We start from the raw sequence: 13,144 nt of genomic DNA, 5'->3' as shown, positions 1-13,144 counted from the left end.
CGCGCGCCCCCCCCCCCCCGCCCCGGGCCCCCCGCCCCGCCCGCGCCCCCCCCCCGCCCCCCCCCCGGCCGCCCCCCCCCCCCCCCCCCCGCGCCGGGCCGCCGCAGGCCGGGCGCCCGAGGGAAGGGGAGGGGTCAGTCGCGGTCCTCCCCGGTGGTGAAGCGACGCGCCTCGCGCCGCCCCGCGTAGCGTTCCTTGCGGTTGTGGGCCTTGACCATCTCCTGCCACTCCTTGGTGCAGGAGCGCGCGGTGCACCCCGAACAGCAGGTGTGGCCGAACAGTTGGCTGCCCGGGTGTTCCCACCGGCAGCGCGTGTCCGTCTCCTCGCGCGTCGGGTGCGGCGGCAGGTCGCAGGTGCCGTAGCGGTGATCATGGACCGGCTGTGGGCGGTGCTCGGCGTGGCGCACCCACAGCGGCTTCGTCCTGTCCGTACGGGACATCTCGTTCCTTCCGGAACCGCCGCCCTGACACCGGACTTTCCGGGCGGGCGGCTGGGTTCGCCCCTTCATGGCGACCCCCTTCCTTCCTCCTGACGTAGTGTCAATCTGCGGTGGCAGAAAGCCTTTCAGGATATCGGGACGCTCCGGACGCAGGCAAGGAATGCCCGACGGGCGCAGCCCGCACGGAGGTGCGGGGCGTTCCTCAGCGGCCCTCGGATGTCGTCCGGTACGGTGCCGCGGACTGCTGGGCCGCGTACAGCAGTGCGGGCTTCATCTTCGGCCAGAAGTAGCTTTCCTGGCAGGAGAACTTCGGGGTGAAACCGGAGCAGCCGCGTCCGTCGACGTCGCCGATCTCGATGGTGAGGCTCGCGAGTCCCAGCTTGTCGTACGTCCAGTCGTCGTTGCCGCCCGAGGCGTCGTAGAGGATCTCGCCGGCTTGTCCTGACGGGTAGTTCGTGAGCGAGCCGAGCTTTCCGGAGAGGGCGCGGAGGGCCTTGTCGTTGCCGGTGTGGAGGGTGTGGTCGGCCTCCCAGGGGAGCAGGACCATGCTGGCGTCGCTGTGGAGGCTGATCATCATGCCCTTGGCGGTGTCCGGCGCCGGGTCGCTGTCGCCGGTTCCGGTGCGCACCGCCGGGTACAGCTTGCGGAACAGGTCCTGCAGCGCGGCGTTCTCCGGTTCGGAGTCGGCCTTCGGGCCGAGGTAGATCTCGCTGCACGGCTCGGTGGAGGTGCCTTCGCCGCCCCAGTGGGTGTCCATGTTGCGGTTGAGGTCCACGCCGGTCTGGCCGTTCGTGCCGCAGTCGCCGCCGTTGGAGTCATTGGCGTTCTTGCGCTGGAGGATGGGGTTGTCGCCGCCCTGGGCGACGATGTCGACGCCGTCCGGGTTGCTGATCGGGACGACCCACATCTCGGTGGAGTCCATCAGGGCGGTGATGTCGGGGTCCTTGCCGTAGTCCTTCGTCAGGGTGTCGATCCAGCGCCAGGAGACCTCGCCCGTGGTGATCTCCCGTGCGTGGACCTGGCTCATCAGGAAGAAGCGCGGCTTGGCCGATTCGGGGTTGAGTGCGCAGTCACCCTTCTTGATCTTGGTGATGCAGATGGCCTTGAGGTCGTGGCCACCGCGGCCCTTCTGCTTGAGCCAACTCTGCCCGTAGGTGACGACCTTGGCCATGTCCGGGTGCTGGGAGGCCGTTTGGTCGAGGTGCGCGTAGTGCGCGTCGACGGTGTGGTAACCGCCGTAGTAGGTGTCGTCGACGCCGCCGGCCGGGCGGGCCGTGTGCGGCGTGCGGGGGAGCGGCTTGCGCATCGTCTCGGCGGCCGTGGGGGCGAAGCCAAGCCGGCGCAGTCCGTCCGCCGTCTCCGGGCCGCCCATGACGAACAGGTCGTTGCCCTGGCGGCGTTCGATCAGGTCGTATCCGGAGGAGATCAGCTTCTTCGCGTCCGCGGGGTCATGGGTGGGGACGCGGTAGACGACCACGGTGTGTTCGCCGGGCGCGCCGGCTGTGTCCTGCGTACCGGCGAGGGCTGTCGGGGACAGTGGGGCGAGCGCCGTGAACGCCGCGACCGTCGCTGCCGCGGCCGTGGTCACGAGGGTTTTCCGGAGCATGGCATGGCCTTCCGTGGGGGGTGTGGGGCACATGCACGCGAAGGAGACGCGGTCTTCGCGCCTCGCCCGCGACGGCTCCCGGAAAGCCGGACCATATGGCGCTCCGGGCGCCTTGGCCGGCGCCGGTGGGCAGTGGGCCCACGGGCCACCGGGAGGCATCGTGCCATGGTCATGCCATGTTGAGAAGGTAGGGTTCCGGGCGTTCCACGGGCCCCTCGCGTCGGGCGCCGCCCTCGCCGCGTACGCGCTTCCCGCCGTGGCCCGGCGCGTGGTGCCGGGGCCCGACCGGCGCGCTCGGAGCGCCGCGCCGCTCGCAATGTCACCCCATCCGATCCGCCCAATAGGCCATCGTCGCGGGTCGGACGGCGCCGACGGGGGACGCGCCGTGTTTCGCTCAGCGGACACAGCTACCGCAGCGAATGGGAGTGGCGATGACCGCACCACCTGTCGGCGATCACGACGAGATCTCCACCGGCTACCAGCAGTGGGCGCCGTTCTACGACGCGGACACCGCGGACCGGCCGTTCAACCGCTACGGACGCCTCTTCCACGACCTCGCCAGGCGCTACGCCAACATCCCGTGCCCGGTGGGCGTACGCCTGCTGGATCTGGGGTGCGGCAGCGGCATCAGCTCCCTGGGGTTCGCGGCGCTCGGCTATGCCGTCCTGGGCTGTGACCTGTCCTCGGCCATGCTCGACCACGCCCGCGCCAAACCCCACGCCGATCAGGTGCGTTTCGAGGAAGCGGACCTGCGCCACCTGCCCGACTGGGGCGAGTTCGACGTCATCTGCGCGGTCACCAACCCCATGGACCACCTCCTCACGGACGAGGACTTCGCCTCCGCGCTGCGCGGCATCGTGCGTTCCCTGGCCCCCGACGGCGTCTTCCTCTTCGACCAGCTCTCCGAGCGGGCCCACCACCGCTCGGTCCGGCACCCCGCGGTCCGCGAGAGCGACGGCCAGTTCCTCATCTGCCGCACCTGGCAGCACACCCTGCCCACCGAACCCGAGCCGGTCTTCACCCGGCGCATGGACCGCTTCGTACGCCACGCTCCCGGCCAGTGGCACCGGATCGCCCACCAGAACACCTTCCGGGCCCGGTCCGAGACCTCCGTACGGCGCCTGCTCACCCGGGCGCAGCTGGACTGCGTCGCCGTGCATCCCGTCAGCCGGCTCCGGCAGGGCGGGCAGCACGAACGCCCCGACGAACGCGTCCTGTTCGTGGCCCGGCATCAGTCCCGCCAGGTGCGTCACAGCTGACGGCCGGGCTCGGCGGGCATACCCGTCGCCCGGTGGCCGCGGCCCAGCAGGCGTTGGAGGGTGCGGTTGCCGGCCGCCGCCACGGAGGTCAGGACGGCGGGTCCTGCGAGGGGCGTGCGGACGGCCTCGCCCTGGTCGACGCGGCAACGCGTCGTGCGGCCCGGAGCGGGATGCTTCCCCGGGCCGCACGAGTGGCGTGGAGCGACGCGGGGCGGTCACCCTGGTCGTTCCCCTGAGGCGGTCGGTGCGGCCGTGACGAACGTGGGCGCCGGATCCTCGGGGGAGACGGCCGACGGCCAGCGGCGGGCCAGCCAGGTGCACACCACCAGCTGGAGAGTGTGGTAGAGCATCAACGGCAGGACGAGGAGGCCGAGTTCGCTCTCCGGGAGCAGGACGGTGGCGATCGGCAGACCGCCGGCCAGGCTCTTGGTGGATCCGGCGAACACGGCGGTCACCCGGTCCTCGCGCGGCAGCCGCAGAAGCCGCGCGGCGCCGTAGGTGAGAGCCAGGGCGATCCCGAGCAGCAGCAGGCACACCACCGCCAGCATGATGATCCGCGCCGGGGGGATCCGCTGCCAGATGCCGGCCGTCATGCCCTGGCTGAAGGCGGAGTAGACGACGAGCAGGATGCAGCCCCGGTCGCAGAGCGTGGTCAGCAGGCGGTGCCGCTGGATCCACCCGGCGATCCAGCGCCGCGCCACCTGGCCGGCGAGGAAGGGCAGCAGGAGCTGGACGACGACGTCCCGCGCCTGGGACGGCGCGAACGTCAGGCCGCCGGACGTGCCCTGTTGCAGCAACAGGACGGCCAGCAGCGGGGTGAGCACCACACCGAGCAGGGTGGAGAACGACGCGGAGCAGATGGCGGCGGCGACGTTGCCGCGGGCCATGGAGGTGAGCGCGACGGACGACTGGACGGTCGACGGCAGCACGCTCAGGAACAGGATGCCGGTCGCGAGGTCGCCGCCGAGCACGGAGTGCGGCAGCAGGCCCACGGCCATCCCGGCCAGCGGGAAGACGAGGAAGGTCAGGGCGAGGATGGGCAGATGCAGCCGCCAGTGCCGCAGACCGTCGTAGGCGGCGCGGGGGGAGAGCCGCGCTCCGTAGAGGAAGAAGAGCAGCCCGACCATGATGCGGGCGGTCAGGGCGAGGCCGTCGGCCGTTGCTCCGGAGGCGGGCAGGAGGGTCGCACATCCGATGACGGCGAAGAGTGCGACGAGGTACCAGTCGATGCGGCGTACCGCGCCGCGCGGCCAGCTGGGCATGGGGGTTCCTTCCGGGCGACGCCGACGGCGTCCGGAAGGCCGCCCCGGGCGGGTGTGTCCCGCCCGGGGCGGCCGGTGACCGGACGCCGGCCGGGTCAACGGGGCGTGCGGGTCACCGGGCGGCCGGAACCTTGGCGTGCGAGCGGCTGATGTTCTTCTCCAGGAGGGCCAGGCAGTCGGCGACGCCGACGCTCTGCGGGGTGTGCTCCGGCAGGCGGCCGTCGTCCTCCTTCAGCACCGACAGCGCCTGGTCGATCGCGGTCTGGGCGGCGAACAGGCACGGGGTGCTGTAGATGGCCACGTCGACGCCGAGCGCGGTGAGTTCGCTCAGCGACAGGCGCGGCGACTTGCCGCCGGCGATCTGGTTGAAGAGCAGCGGCTTGTCGCCGATGACCTCGCGTACCCGGTGGATCCGCTCGACGCTGCGTACGCCGTCCACCAGGATCACGTCCGCATCGGTCTTGGCCAACGCCTCGGCCCGTCTGAGGATTTCGTCCTCCTCGGTGGCGTCGGTGCGGGCGACGACGAGCAGGTCGCGGCGGGACTCCAGGACCAGGTTCAGCTTCTCCAGGTAGTCCTCCAGCGGGAGCACCTGCTTGCCGTCGACGTGGCCGCAGCGGCGGGGCCGTTGCTGGTCCTCCAGGATGACGCCGGAGGCACCGATGGCCTCCAACTGCTGCACCACGTGGCAGGCCGTCTCCGGGTCGACGTACCCGTCGTCGATGTCGACGAGCAGGTGCTGCCGGGGGAAGGCCAGCCGCAGTCGCTGGACGAAGGCCACCATGTCGGGCCAGGCGATGAAGCCGATGTCGGGCAGTCCGTAATGGGACGCGGCGAAGCCGAATCCGGAGACGAACATGCCGTCGTAGTGCTGGGCCGCCACGGAGGCGGAGAACATGTCGAAGACGCCGATGAGGGGCGTCGTGCCGTCTTCTTCGAGCGCAGCGCGTAGCCGCTGTGGGTGATTCACGGTACTCTCCGATGTTGGTCGCGTTGACTCGCTTCATTGCCGACCCGATGCCTGCCAAAGCCGGGGTCGGCGTCATGACGTCACGTGCCGAGTGGCCGGGGACCTTGCCTGTCAGGGCATGGCGCCCCGGCCGCTTCCATGCGCGGGGCGTGCCCCCTGATGTCGCAGGTGGGGGGCGTGCCCAGCACCCTCAGGTTAGTCAAGTCGAAGTAATGAAACAGTAGTTCCTCTGTAAAATACCGGCCGATGGCGCCGTTCACGCCATTTCTGATGCCGCCTGACGCGGAAGGTATGACCGCAGGTCACGGGCGGCGGACAGGGCTCAACAACGTACCGTCCGGCCGGATTTCCGGCATTTGCGCATGTCCGGCGCGTACGACCGGTCACCGGCCGCTTCTCAACGGCGGTCACGGGGCGCACGGATGCGGCGCCGCCGGGCCGCTGCGCCTCCGTCCGAGATTGGCCGGGAGGGCCGTGTCCGGGAACTGTTCCCCGTACGGGGGCTTTTGCTGTCCATGCTCCCTGCGCAAGGGCGACCGCCGAAGCGGCATCACCGCAGGTCGGCCACGGGTCGGTCGCGGCCACGACCGGAGTGGACCACCGGGCCGTTCACCCGCGCGACACCGGACCCGACGGGCGCGCGCGGTCGTAACCGGCCGTTGACGGCAGGCGCCCCTGCCCGGGAAGGACAGGGGCGCAGGGGCCGGCGCCGGTGAACGGCGCGGCTGTCACAGGTGCTTGCCGAAGAAGCCGGCCAGCTTGACGACGGCCGGGGTGACGGCCTCGTCCCTGTCGTAGAGATCGACGTGGGTCGCGCCCTCGACGCGCTGGAACGGGTCCTCCAGGCCGCGCGGTTCACCCTCGCTCTCACCTTGGTACGCGGCGTCGAAGGCCAGCGCGATGAAGCCCTGGCCTGCCAGGCGCTGCGCGTACAGGGCGGCGGTCTGCTCCTTCACACCCGTCGTCGGGTGCCCGACCACGACGGCGGGACGGCGCTCGCCCTGGGCGTGGCCGTCGGGGGTGTGGAGATGCCCGGCCAGCAACTCGTCATCTGGACCGCCGAGTCCGGCACCCCCTCCCACGACGGCCTCCGCATCCGCGTCTCCTGGAGCGCGGGCGCCGACCGTTCGGCGGCGGAACAGCAGGGCTTCGGGGCGTAGTCGGCGGCTCAGCCCCGGTACCCGCGGGCGATTGCCGTGCCGGCCCGCCGCAGGGAGTCCGCATCGCCGGCGAGCGTGATGTCGGCGATGCCGGGCACGGTGGCCAGGCCGGGTTCCGTGGAGCCCACCACGGCGTGCACCGGAACGCCGTTGCGGGCCGCGCGGCGGATCACTGCGTCGATGATCTTTCCCTCGGCCGTCTGCGCGTCGAGACGCCCCTCACCCACGACCACCGCCGTCGCCCGGCGCAGCCGCCCGTCGAAGCCGACCGCGTCGAGGACATGATCGGCACCGGACACGAGGTCGGCGTCGAGCGCCGCCCACAGCCCGCCGGCCAGTCCGCCCGCGGCGCCGGTACCGGGGACGCCCCGCGGATCCTTGGGCAACCGCGCGGCGAACAGGCCGAGTTGCGCGGTGAGCCGTGCGACCTCTTCCGGCCCGGCCCCTTTCTGCGGCCCGTACCGTACGGCGGCGTCGGCGAACCGGGTGCGGACGTCGCACAGCACGGTGACCTGCGGTGTGTGCCCCCTTCCGGCGTCCTCGATCGCCTCCAGCGCGCCGCGGCCCCCGTCGGTGGTGGCGACCCCGCCGACCGTCACCAGCACCCGTCCGGCTCCCCGGGCCGAGGCCGCGTTGATCAGCTCGCCCACACCGCGGGTGGAAGCGGTCTCCGGGTCGCGTTCCCTCCTGGTGGGCAGCGTCAGCCCGGCGGCCTGTGCGGACTCGACGACGGCGGTGCCGTCGGGAAGCAGACCGACGTACGCGATGAGCGGGTCGCCCCAAGGGCCGTGCACGCTCACCGGCAGGCGGGTGCCGCCGAGTGCGGTGAGCAGCACGTCGAGGGTGCCTTCGCCGCCGTCGGCCAGCGGGCAGGCCACCGCGCGCAGGCCGGCGTCCCTGACCCCTGCGGCGAGGTGCCGGGCGGCGTCGGATGCGGTGAAGGTGCCCTTGAAGCTGTCCGGTGCGACGAGCACGGTGCCGGTCTCCGGCGGCGCGCTCACCGCGGCACCCGGCCGGGCGCCGTCAGGTCAGGCCGGAGCTGCCCGCCCCAGGCATCCGGGTTGACGGCCTGCGGCGGAAGGGTTCCGGCCAGCGCGTGGACCGCGTTGCGCGCGCACAACTCCGCCATGGCCCGCCTGGTGTGCAGCGTCGCGCTGCCGACGTGCGGCAGCAGGACCGTGCCGGGGCTGCGATCGAGGCCCGGGGCGAGGCGCGGCTCGTCCTCGTAGACGTCGAGGCCGGCGCCCGCGATCACACCGGTGTCGAGCGCGTGGACGAGGGCGGCCTCGTCGACGACGGGTCCGCGTGCGGTGTTGATCACGATCGCGGAGCGCTTCATCGCGGCCAGCGCGGCCCCGTCGACGAGGTGATGAGTGCCGGGCGTCAGGGGCACGTGCAGCGACAGGACGTCACAACTGGACAGCAGCTCCGGCCAGTTGACCTCCTCGACCCGCCCCGCGAGGTCCGCGGGGAGCGGGGCCGCCGGGGTGGTGTCGGTGGCGCCGGGGCGGCGGGTGCAGCGGACCCGCATGCCGAACGCGAGGGCGCGGCGCGCCACGGCCTGGCCGATCCGGCCGAACCCCGCCAGGCCCAGCACCGAGCCGTGCATGCGCCGGCCCAGCAGAAGGTCGGGCCGCCACCCCGTGAAGCGGCCGGCCCTGACCTCGCGGTCGCCGTCGAGCAGCCGGCGGCCGACCGCCAGCATGAGCGCGACGGCCAGATCGGCGGTGTCATCGGTGAGCACGTCGGGGGTGTTGGTGACCACCACGTTCGCGCGGCTCGCGGCGGCGGTGTCGACATTGCTGAACCCGACCGCGTACAGGCACACGGCCCGCAGCCCGGGTGCGCCCGCGCGCAGCACATCGGCGGTGAACGGGTCGACGAGCTGGCCGAGCACCACGTCGACGCCGTCGGCGAGTTCCCCGGCCAACTCGGCAGCGCTCGGCGGCCGTTCGAGTACCCGGACGTCGGCGAGCGGCTCCAGGATGCGCGGCGCGGGATCGGGCAGCGCCGCCGTCAGCAGCACGCGCGGGCGGCGCGCGGCGGCGGTCACCTGCCCACCCCGGCGCGGCCACCCGCGGCGGCGGGACCGGGGACCGCCCACCGGTGGCTGCGGCCGGACCGCCTGGCCCCTTCGGCGGCGCGGCTGCGCTGCGGTTCGCCGAGCGCGGCCAACAGGTCCTCGCCCGCCAGGACCAACTCGCGGAAACGGGACGGGTCGAGCCAGTCGGGGCGCAGGGCGTAGACGATGTCCTCCAGCGCGGTGTTGCCGCTGGCGCCCGGGGCGAAGGGGCAGCCGCCGAGGCCGCCGAGTGAACCGTCGACGGTGTCGGCGCCCGCTTCGAGCGCCGCCAGGCTGTTGGCGACGCCCTGCCCCCAGGTGTCGTGGCCGTGGAAGATCAGCCACCGGTCGCCGACCACCTGCCGGGCGGCGGTGATCAGCCCGGTCACCTCGGACCCGACGGCCTGCCCGATGGTGTCGCAGATGACGAAACTGGTGACCGCGCCGACCCGTTGGTCCGCCAGGACGCCGAGCGTGTCATCGGGAACGACGGGGCCTTCGAAGGGACAGCTGAACGCGGTCGCCAGGCCGAGCTGGAGACTGCCGCCCGCTTCCCCGACGAGGCGGGCGGCCTCGGGCACGTCGTCGAGGCTGGCCTGACGGGAGCGTCCGACGTTGTTCCGGTTGTGCGTGTCGGACACCGACAGGACGAACTGGAGGTTCCGCGCGCCCGCTTGGAGCGCCCGCCGCACGCCGACGAGATTGGGCACCCAGATCCAGCAGCGCTCCAGCTCCTCCGGGGTGAGGGCCTCGATGACCTGCACGGTGTCCGCCATCTGCGGAACGCGGTCGGGACGTACCACAGCGCCGATCTCCAACGAAGGGATCCCGGCGGCGAGCAGCAGCTTCGCCAGACGGATCTTGTGCGCGGTGGGCAGGACACCGGAGACGAGCTGGAGCCCGTCGCGCAGGGTGACGTCACGGACCACGGGCCAGGCGCGCGGGGTGGCCGGGGCCTTGGGGGACGGCATTCAGATCACCTTGTTCTCTCGCAGGCCGGCGCGGGTGGCAGGGGCGATACCGAGCAGATCGCCGAGGACGTCGTCGTTGTGTTCACCGAGCGCAGGCCCTAGCCACCGCACGTCGCCGGGCTCGGCCTCCAGGATCGGGACCACACCGGGGAAGGCGACCTCGCCGAAGTCGACGGACTCCTCCCGCACCGGATGGCGAAGGACCATGCCCCGGGCCGCGAAATGCGGGTCATCGGCGATGTCCGCCGCGTCGTAGATGGGCCCGGACGGCACACCGGCCTCGTCCAACAGGCGCAGGGCCTGCTCCGATTCGAGCCCCGCGGCCCATTCCCCGATGGCCTCGTCCAGTTCGTCCCGCCGCTCCCACCGGCCGGGATTGGCCGCCAGATCGGGTGCGTCACGAAGGTCGGGCCTGCCGATCACGTCCATCAGGCGGCGGAAGATCTGGTCCCCGTTGCCGGCGACCACCGCCCATTTGCCGTCCAGACAGCGGTAGGTGTTGGTGGGGGCGAGGCCGTCCATGCGCCCGCCGGACCGTTGCCGCAGCACGCCGTAGGCGTCGTGGTCGGGCAGCAGGGACTCCAGCATGCTGAACACCGCTTCGTAGAGGGCGACATCGACGACATCGGACCTGGGCTCCCCGGTCGGCGCGGCGGTGGCGGAGCGGGTGCGCTCGCGCCTGACCAGGCTCAGCAGGGCGCCGATGACCGCGTACAGTCCGGCGGCGGTGTCACCGATGCTGACGCCCACCCGGGCCGGCGGCCGGTCGGGGTCACCGGTCAGCAGCCGCAGCCCGCCGAGCGCCTCCGCGACGGCGCCGAAGCCGGGACGGTCACGGTAGGGACCGGTCTGCCCGTAGGCGGAGACCCTGACCAGGATCAGGTCGGGGCGCAGGGCCGTGAGCCGGTCAGGACCGAGGCCCCAGCGCTCCAGCGTGCCGGGGCGGAAGTTCTCGATCACGATGTCGCACTCGCGCACCAGGTCCAGGGCGATCCGGCGGCCCTCGTCGCTGCGCAGATCGAGCGTGATGCACTTCTTGTTCCGGTTCAACGTCCGCCACATCATGGATGTTTCGCCCTGGAAGAGCCGCCATTGGCGCAGTTCGTCACCGGTACCGGGACGCTCAACCTTGATCACCTCGGCCCCGAAGTCCGCCAGCAGCCGTCCCGCGGTCGGGGCCGCGATGTAGTTCCCCAGTTCCAGAACCCGGATTCCGGCCAGCGGGCCGGCACCCCCCGATCGCGGCGAACCACCTGGAGCAGCCATGAGTCCTCCTTCGTCGATGAAAGCCTCGCAACATCGGGACCGTATTCCACGATGAGGCTGATTGTCCACGAAGTGGTGGAGGGGTTCGGTGGCCACCTGGACTCTCTGGTGACGCTCTCGGGGTCGGTTCGTCAGGATTTTTAGGTCTTCACCCGTTATCCGTCGGCGAATTCGCCAATCGACTCCCAGCTCTTCCCCACTGAAGGGGAGCGGGCCTAAGGTGCGGTGCACCACATGGAAGTGACTCGACCACCATGCGGGTTACGGTGGTCCAGGAGGACGCAATGCCGACTCAGACGCTTGATCCCGGCGGCTCCGTGGCCGCCGGAATGAACCGCCTCCCCGTCACCCGCCTGCACCGGCGCATCATCGTGGTGGTGGGCCTCGGGCTGTTCTTCGACATGTTCGAGATCTTCTTGGCCGGCACGATGAGCACGGTCCTCAAGGAACGGTTCCACCTCAGCGCGGCGCAACTGCCGCTCGTACTCGGATCCACGTTCCTGGGGATGTTCATCGGCGCGCTGGTACTGGGCAGGCTCGCCGACCGGATGGGACGTCGCCGGGCCTTCCTGTTCAACCTGTGCTTCTACTCGTTCTTCACCCTGCTCGGAGCGTTCAGCCCGAACCCGGTGTTCCTCGTGGCCACCCGCTTCTGCGCGGGCCTGGGGGTCGGTGCCGAACACCCGCTCGCCGACGCCTACCTCAGCGACGTACTGCCCGCCCGGCACCGGGGCCGTTGCAGCGCCTGGGCCTACACCTTCTCCTACCTGGCCGTGCCCGTCGTCGGCTTCGCCGCCCTCGGTCTGAGCACCCGCGCGCCGTGGGGCGTGGACGGCTGGCGATGGCTGATGGCGTCCGGGGCGCTGGGGGCCGTCCTCGTGCTGTGGCTGCGCCGGAACCTGCCGGAATCCCCGCGCTGGCTCGAATCGGCGGGCCGCCAGGCCGAAGCCGAGGCCGTCATGGCACGTTTCGAGCGCGAGGCAGGACCCGGTCTGCCGCCGCCCGCCGCCGCACCCGCCCCACCCGCCGCGGCGAAGCTCCCCCTCAAGACCCTCCTGCGTGCGCCCTACAAGCGGCGCCTGACCATGCTGGGCCTCTTCCACCTGCTGCAGACCTGGGGCTATTACGGATTCGGCACCCTCGTGCCGACCGTCCTGGTCGCCCGCGGCTACAGCGTGACCAACTCCCTGCTCTTCAGCTCGGTCACCTTCATCGGCTACCCGTGCGGGTCGTTGCTGTCCCTGCCGCTCATCAAACGCTTCGAGCGCAAGTACCTGCTCGTCGGCACCAGCGTGGGCATGGCGCTGCTCGGACTGGGCTTCGGTCTGTCGGACTCGTCGGCCGGGATCATCGGATTCGGGCTCTGTTTCACCCTGACCAGCAACGTCTTCTCCAACGCGTACCACATCTACCAGGCCGAGATCTTCCCCACGGCACTGCGCGCCACCGCCGCCAGCTGGACCTACGCGCTCTCCAGGCTCTCCAGCGGCGCGATGCCCCTGCTGCTGGTCCCGGTCCTGCGCTCCGCGGGTGCCTCGGTGCTGTTCGCGATGGTCGCCACCGCGATGATCATCGTGGCCCTCGACGTCCTCCTGCTGGGCCCCCGCACCGCCGGCAGGTCACTGGAGGAACTCAACCCCATCCCCTCCGGCTCCACCGTCTCCTCAGAAGGGAACTCCGCACCATGCGCATCGACCGACTCGACCACCTCGTCCTGACCGTGCAGGACATCGACACCACCGTCGCCTTCTACACCGAGGTCCTCGGCATGGAAGTGGTCACTTTCCGCGCCGGGCGCCGGGCCCTGACCTTCGGTCACAGCAAGATCAACCTGCATCGGGCGGGCAAGGAGTTCGAGCCCAAGGCCCACCGGCCGACCCCCGGCAGCGCCGACCTGTGCCTCATCGTCGACCAGACGCTCGACGAGGTCGTCGCCGAACTCGCCGCCCACGGCGTCCCGATCGAGGAGGGCCCCGTCGAACGCACCGGAGCCACCGGGCCGATCGTCAGCGTCTACCTGCGCGACCCCGACCACAACCTCATCGAACTCAGCAACTACCGGTCCTGACCTCCAGCGGACGGGCGGGAGGGGACGGCAGGGCGGGCGCAACCCGTCCGGCCGGAGCGTCGGGGCGGCGCCCGCGGGGC

The 13,144-nt window shown here is 71.7% G+C and carries 12 protein-coding genes and 1 pseudogene; 4 read left to right on the top strand and 9 right to left on the bottom strand.

Annotated elements, in window-relative coordinates; genetic code table 11:
- Positions 1-134 precede the first annotated feature (134 nt).
- Complete coding sequence (locus tag ACIBK8_RS24445; protein WP_399043967.1) at positions 135-440, bottom strand: hypothetical protein; 306 nt, start codon at positions 438-440, stop codon at positions 135-137.
- Positions 441-642: 202 nt separating this feature from the next.
- Positions 643-2,046: a M14 family zinc carboxypeptidase gene (locus ACIBK8_RS24440; RefSeq protein WP_399043966.1), complete on the bottom strand. Its 1,404-nt coding sequence runs from the start codon at positions 2,044-2,046 to the stop codon at positions 643-645.
- Between the two features lie 431 nt (positions 2,047-2,477).
- Here ACIBK8_RS24440 and ACIBK8_RS24435 point away from each other — a divergent pair, with 431 nt between their 5' ends.
- Positions 2,478-3,305: a class I SAM-dependent DNA methyltransferase gene (locus ACIBK8_RS24435; RefSeq protein WP_399043965.1), complete on the top strand. Its 828-nt coding sequence runs from the start codon at positions 2,478-2,480 to the stop codon at positions 3,303-3,305.
- Between the two features lie 215 nt (positions 3,306-3,520).
- On the opposite strand, the gene ACIBK8_RS24430 is transcribed toward ACIBK8_RS24435, so the two are convergent.
- The 3 genes and pseudogenes from ACIBK8_RS24430 to ACIBK8_RS24420 form a co-directional block, all read right to left on the bottom strand.
- On the bottom strand, positions 3,521-4,567 hold the full coding sequence (locus ACIBK8_RS24430; protein ID WP_399043964.1) for a bile acid:sodium symporter family protein: 1,047 nt from the start codon (positions 4,565-4,567) through the stop codon (positions 3,521-3,523).
- A gap of 112 nt (positions 4,568-4,679) precedes the next feature.
- Complete coding sequence (locus tag ACIBK8_RS24425) at positions 4,680-5,537, bottom strand: oxaloacetate decarboxylase (protein ID WP_399043963.1); 858 nt, start codon at positions 5,535-5,537, stop codon at positions 4,680-4,682.
- Positions 5,538-6,355: 818 nt separating this feature from the next.
- Positions 6,356-6,580 (bottom strand): annotated as a pseudogene (locus ACIBK8_RS24420) (alpha/beta hydrolase); the annotation flags it as partial.
- On the opposite strand from ACIBK8_RS24420, the gene ACIBK8_RS24415 reads away from it, so the two are divergent.
- The gene (locus tag ACIBK8_RS24415; protein WP_399043978.1) at positions 6,506-6,697 is read left to right on the top strand and encodes a hypothetical protein; all 192 of its coding nucleotides are present in this window, start codon (positions 6,506-6,508) and stop codon (positions 6,695-6,697) included. The pseudogene ACIBK8_RS24420 and the gene ACIBK8_RS24415 overlap by 75 nt on opposite strands.
- 8 nt (positions 6,698-6,705) lie before the next feature.
- Here ACIBK8_RS24415 and ACIBK8_RS24410 read toward each other — a convergent pair whose 3' ends face one another.
- The 4 genes from ACIBK8_RS24410 to ACIBK8_RS24395 are packed head-to-tail and all read right to left on the bottom strand — an operon-like array spanning position 6,706 to position 10,996.
- On the bottom strand, positions 6,706-7,698 hold the full coding sequence (locus tag ACIBK8_RS24410) for a glycerate kinase (protein WP_399043962.1): 993 nt from the start codon (positions 7,696-7,698) through the stop codon (positions 6,706-6,708).
- A complete protein-coding gene (locus tag ACIBK8_RS24405) occupies positions 7,695-8,750 on the bottom strand; it encodes a 2-hydroxyacid dehydrogenase (RefSeq protein ID WP_399043961.1) in 1,056 nt (351 codons plus the stop codon). Before ACIBK8_RS24405 ends, ACIBK8_RS24410 begins: the two co-directional genes overlap by 4 nt.
- On the bottom strand, positions 8,747-9,730 hold the full coding sequence (locus ACIBK8_RS24400) for a hydroxymethylglutaryl-CoA lyase (protein WP_399043960.1): 984 nt from the start codon (positions 9,728-9,730) through the stop codon (positions 8,747-8,749). The genes ACIBK8_RS24405 and ACIBK8_RS24400 overlap by 4 nt, the downstream gene beginning before the upstream one ends.
- Positions 9,731-10,996 carry a CaiB/BaiF CoA transferase family protein gene (locus tag ACIBK8_RS24395; RefSeq protein WP_399043959.1) on the bottom strand — a complete coding sequence of 422 codons (1,266 nt, stop codon included), beginning with the start codon at positions 10,994-10,996 and terminating at the stop codon, positions 9,731-9,733.
- 284 nt (positions 10,997-11,280) lie between these two features.
- Here ACIBK8_RS24395 and ACIBK8_RS24390 point away from each other — a divergent pair, with 284 nt between their 5' ends.
- Both ACIBK8_RS24390 and ACIBK8_RS24385 read left to right on the top strand, forming a co-directional pair.
- The gene (locus ACIBK8_RS24390) at positions 11,281-12,714 is read left to right on the top strand and encodes an MFS transporter (RefSeq protein WP_399043958.1); all 1,434 of its coding nucleotides are present in this window, start codon (positions 11,281-11,283) and stop codon (positions 12,712-12,714) included.
- Positions 12,681-13,064: a VOC family protein gene (locus ACIBK8_RS24385; RefSeq protein ID WP_399043957.1), complete on the top strand. Its 384-nt coding sequence runs from the start codon at positions 12,681-12,683 to the stop codon at positions 13,062-13,064. Before ACIBK8_RS24390 ends, ACIBK8_RS24385 begins: the two co-directional genes overlap by 34 nt.
- The last annotated feature ends 80 nt before the right edge of the window (positions 13,065-13,144 follow it).

The sequence above is a fragment of the Streptomyces sp. NPDC050161 genome (genome assembly GCF_044460025.1).
Lineage (GTDB): Bacteria > Actinomycetota > Actinomycetes > Streptomycetales > Streptomycetaceae > Streptomyces.
Note: the sequence above shows the minus strand (reverse complement) of the source record. Positions and strands in the feature narration are given on the sequence as shown.

What these genes read in the sequence shown, in the direction of transcription:
- ACIBK8_RS24445 (WP_399043967.1), bottom strand. Translation starts at nt 440, where the DNA reads ATGTCCCGTACGGACAGGACGAAGCCGCTGTGGGTGCGCCACGCCGAG.
- ACIBK8_RS24440 (WP_399043966.1), bottom strand. Translation starts at nt 2,046, where the DNA reads ATGCTCCGGAAAACCCTCGTGACCACGGCCGCGGCAGCGACGGTCGCG.
- ACIBK8_RS24435 (WP_399043965.1), top strand. Translation starts at nt 2,478, where the DNA reads ATGACCGCACCACCTGTCGGCGATCACGACGAGATCTCCACCGGCTAC.
- ACIBK8_RS24430 (WP_399043964.1), bottom strand. Translation starts at nt 4,567, where the DNA reads ATGCCCAGCTGGCCGCGCGGCGCGGTACGCCGCATCGACTGGTACCTC.
- ACIBK8_RS24400 (WP_399043960.1), bottom strand. Translation starts at nt 9,730, where the DNA reads ATGCCGTCCCCCAAGGCCCCGGCCACCCCGCGCGCCTGGCCCGTGGTC.
- ACIBK8_RS24395 (WP_399043959.1), bottom strand. Translation starts at nt 10,996, where the DNA reads ATGGCTGCTCCAGGTGGTTCGCCGCGATCGGGGGGTGCCGGCCCGCTG.
- ACIBK8_RS24390 (WP_399043958.1), top strand. Translation starts at nt 11,281, where the DNA reads ATGCCGACTCAGACGCTTGATCCCGGCGGCTCCGTGGCCGCCGGAATG.
- ACIBK8_RS24385 (WP_399043957.1), top strand. Translation starts at nt 12,681, where the DNA reads ATGCGCATCGACCGACTCGACCACCTCGTCCTGACCGTGCAGGACATC.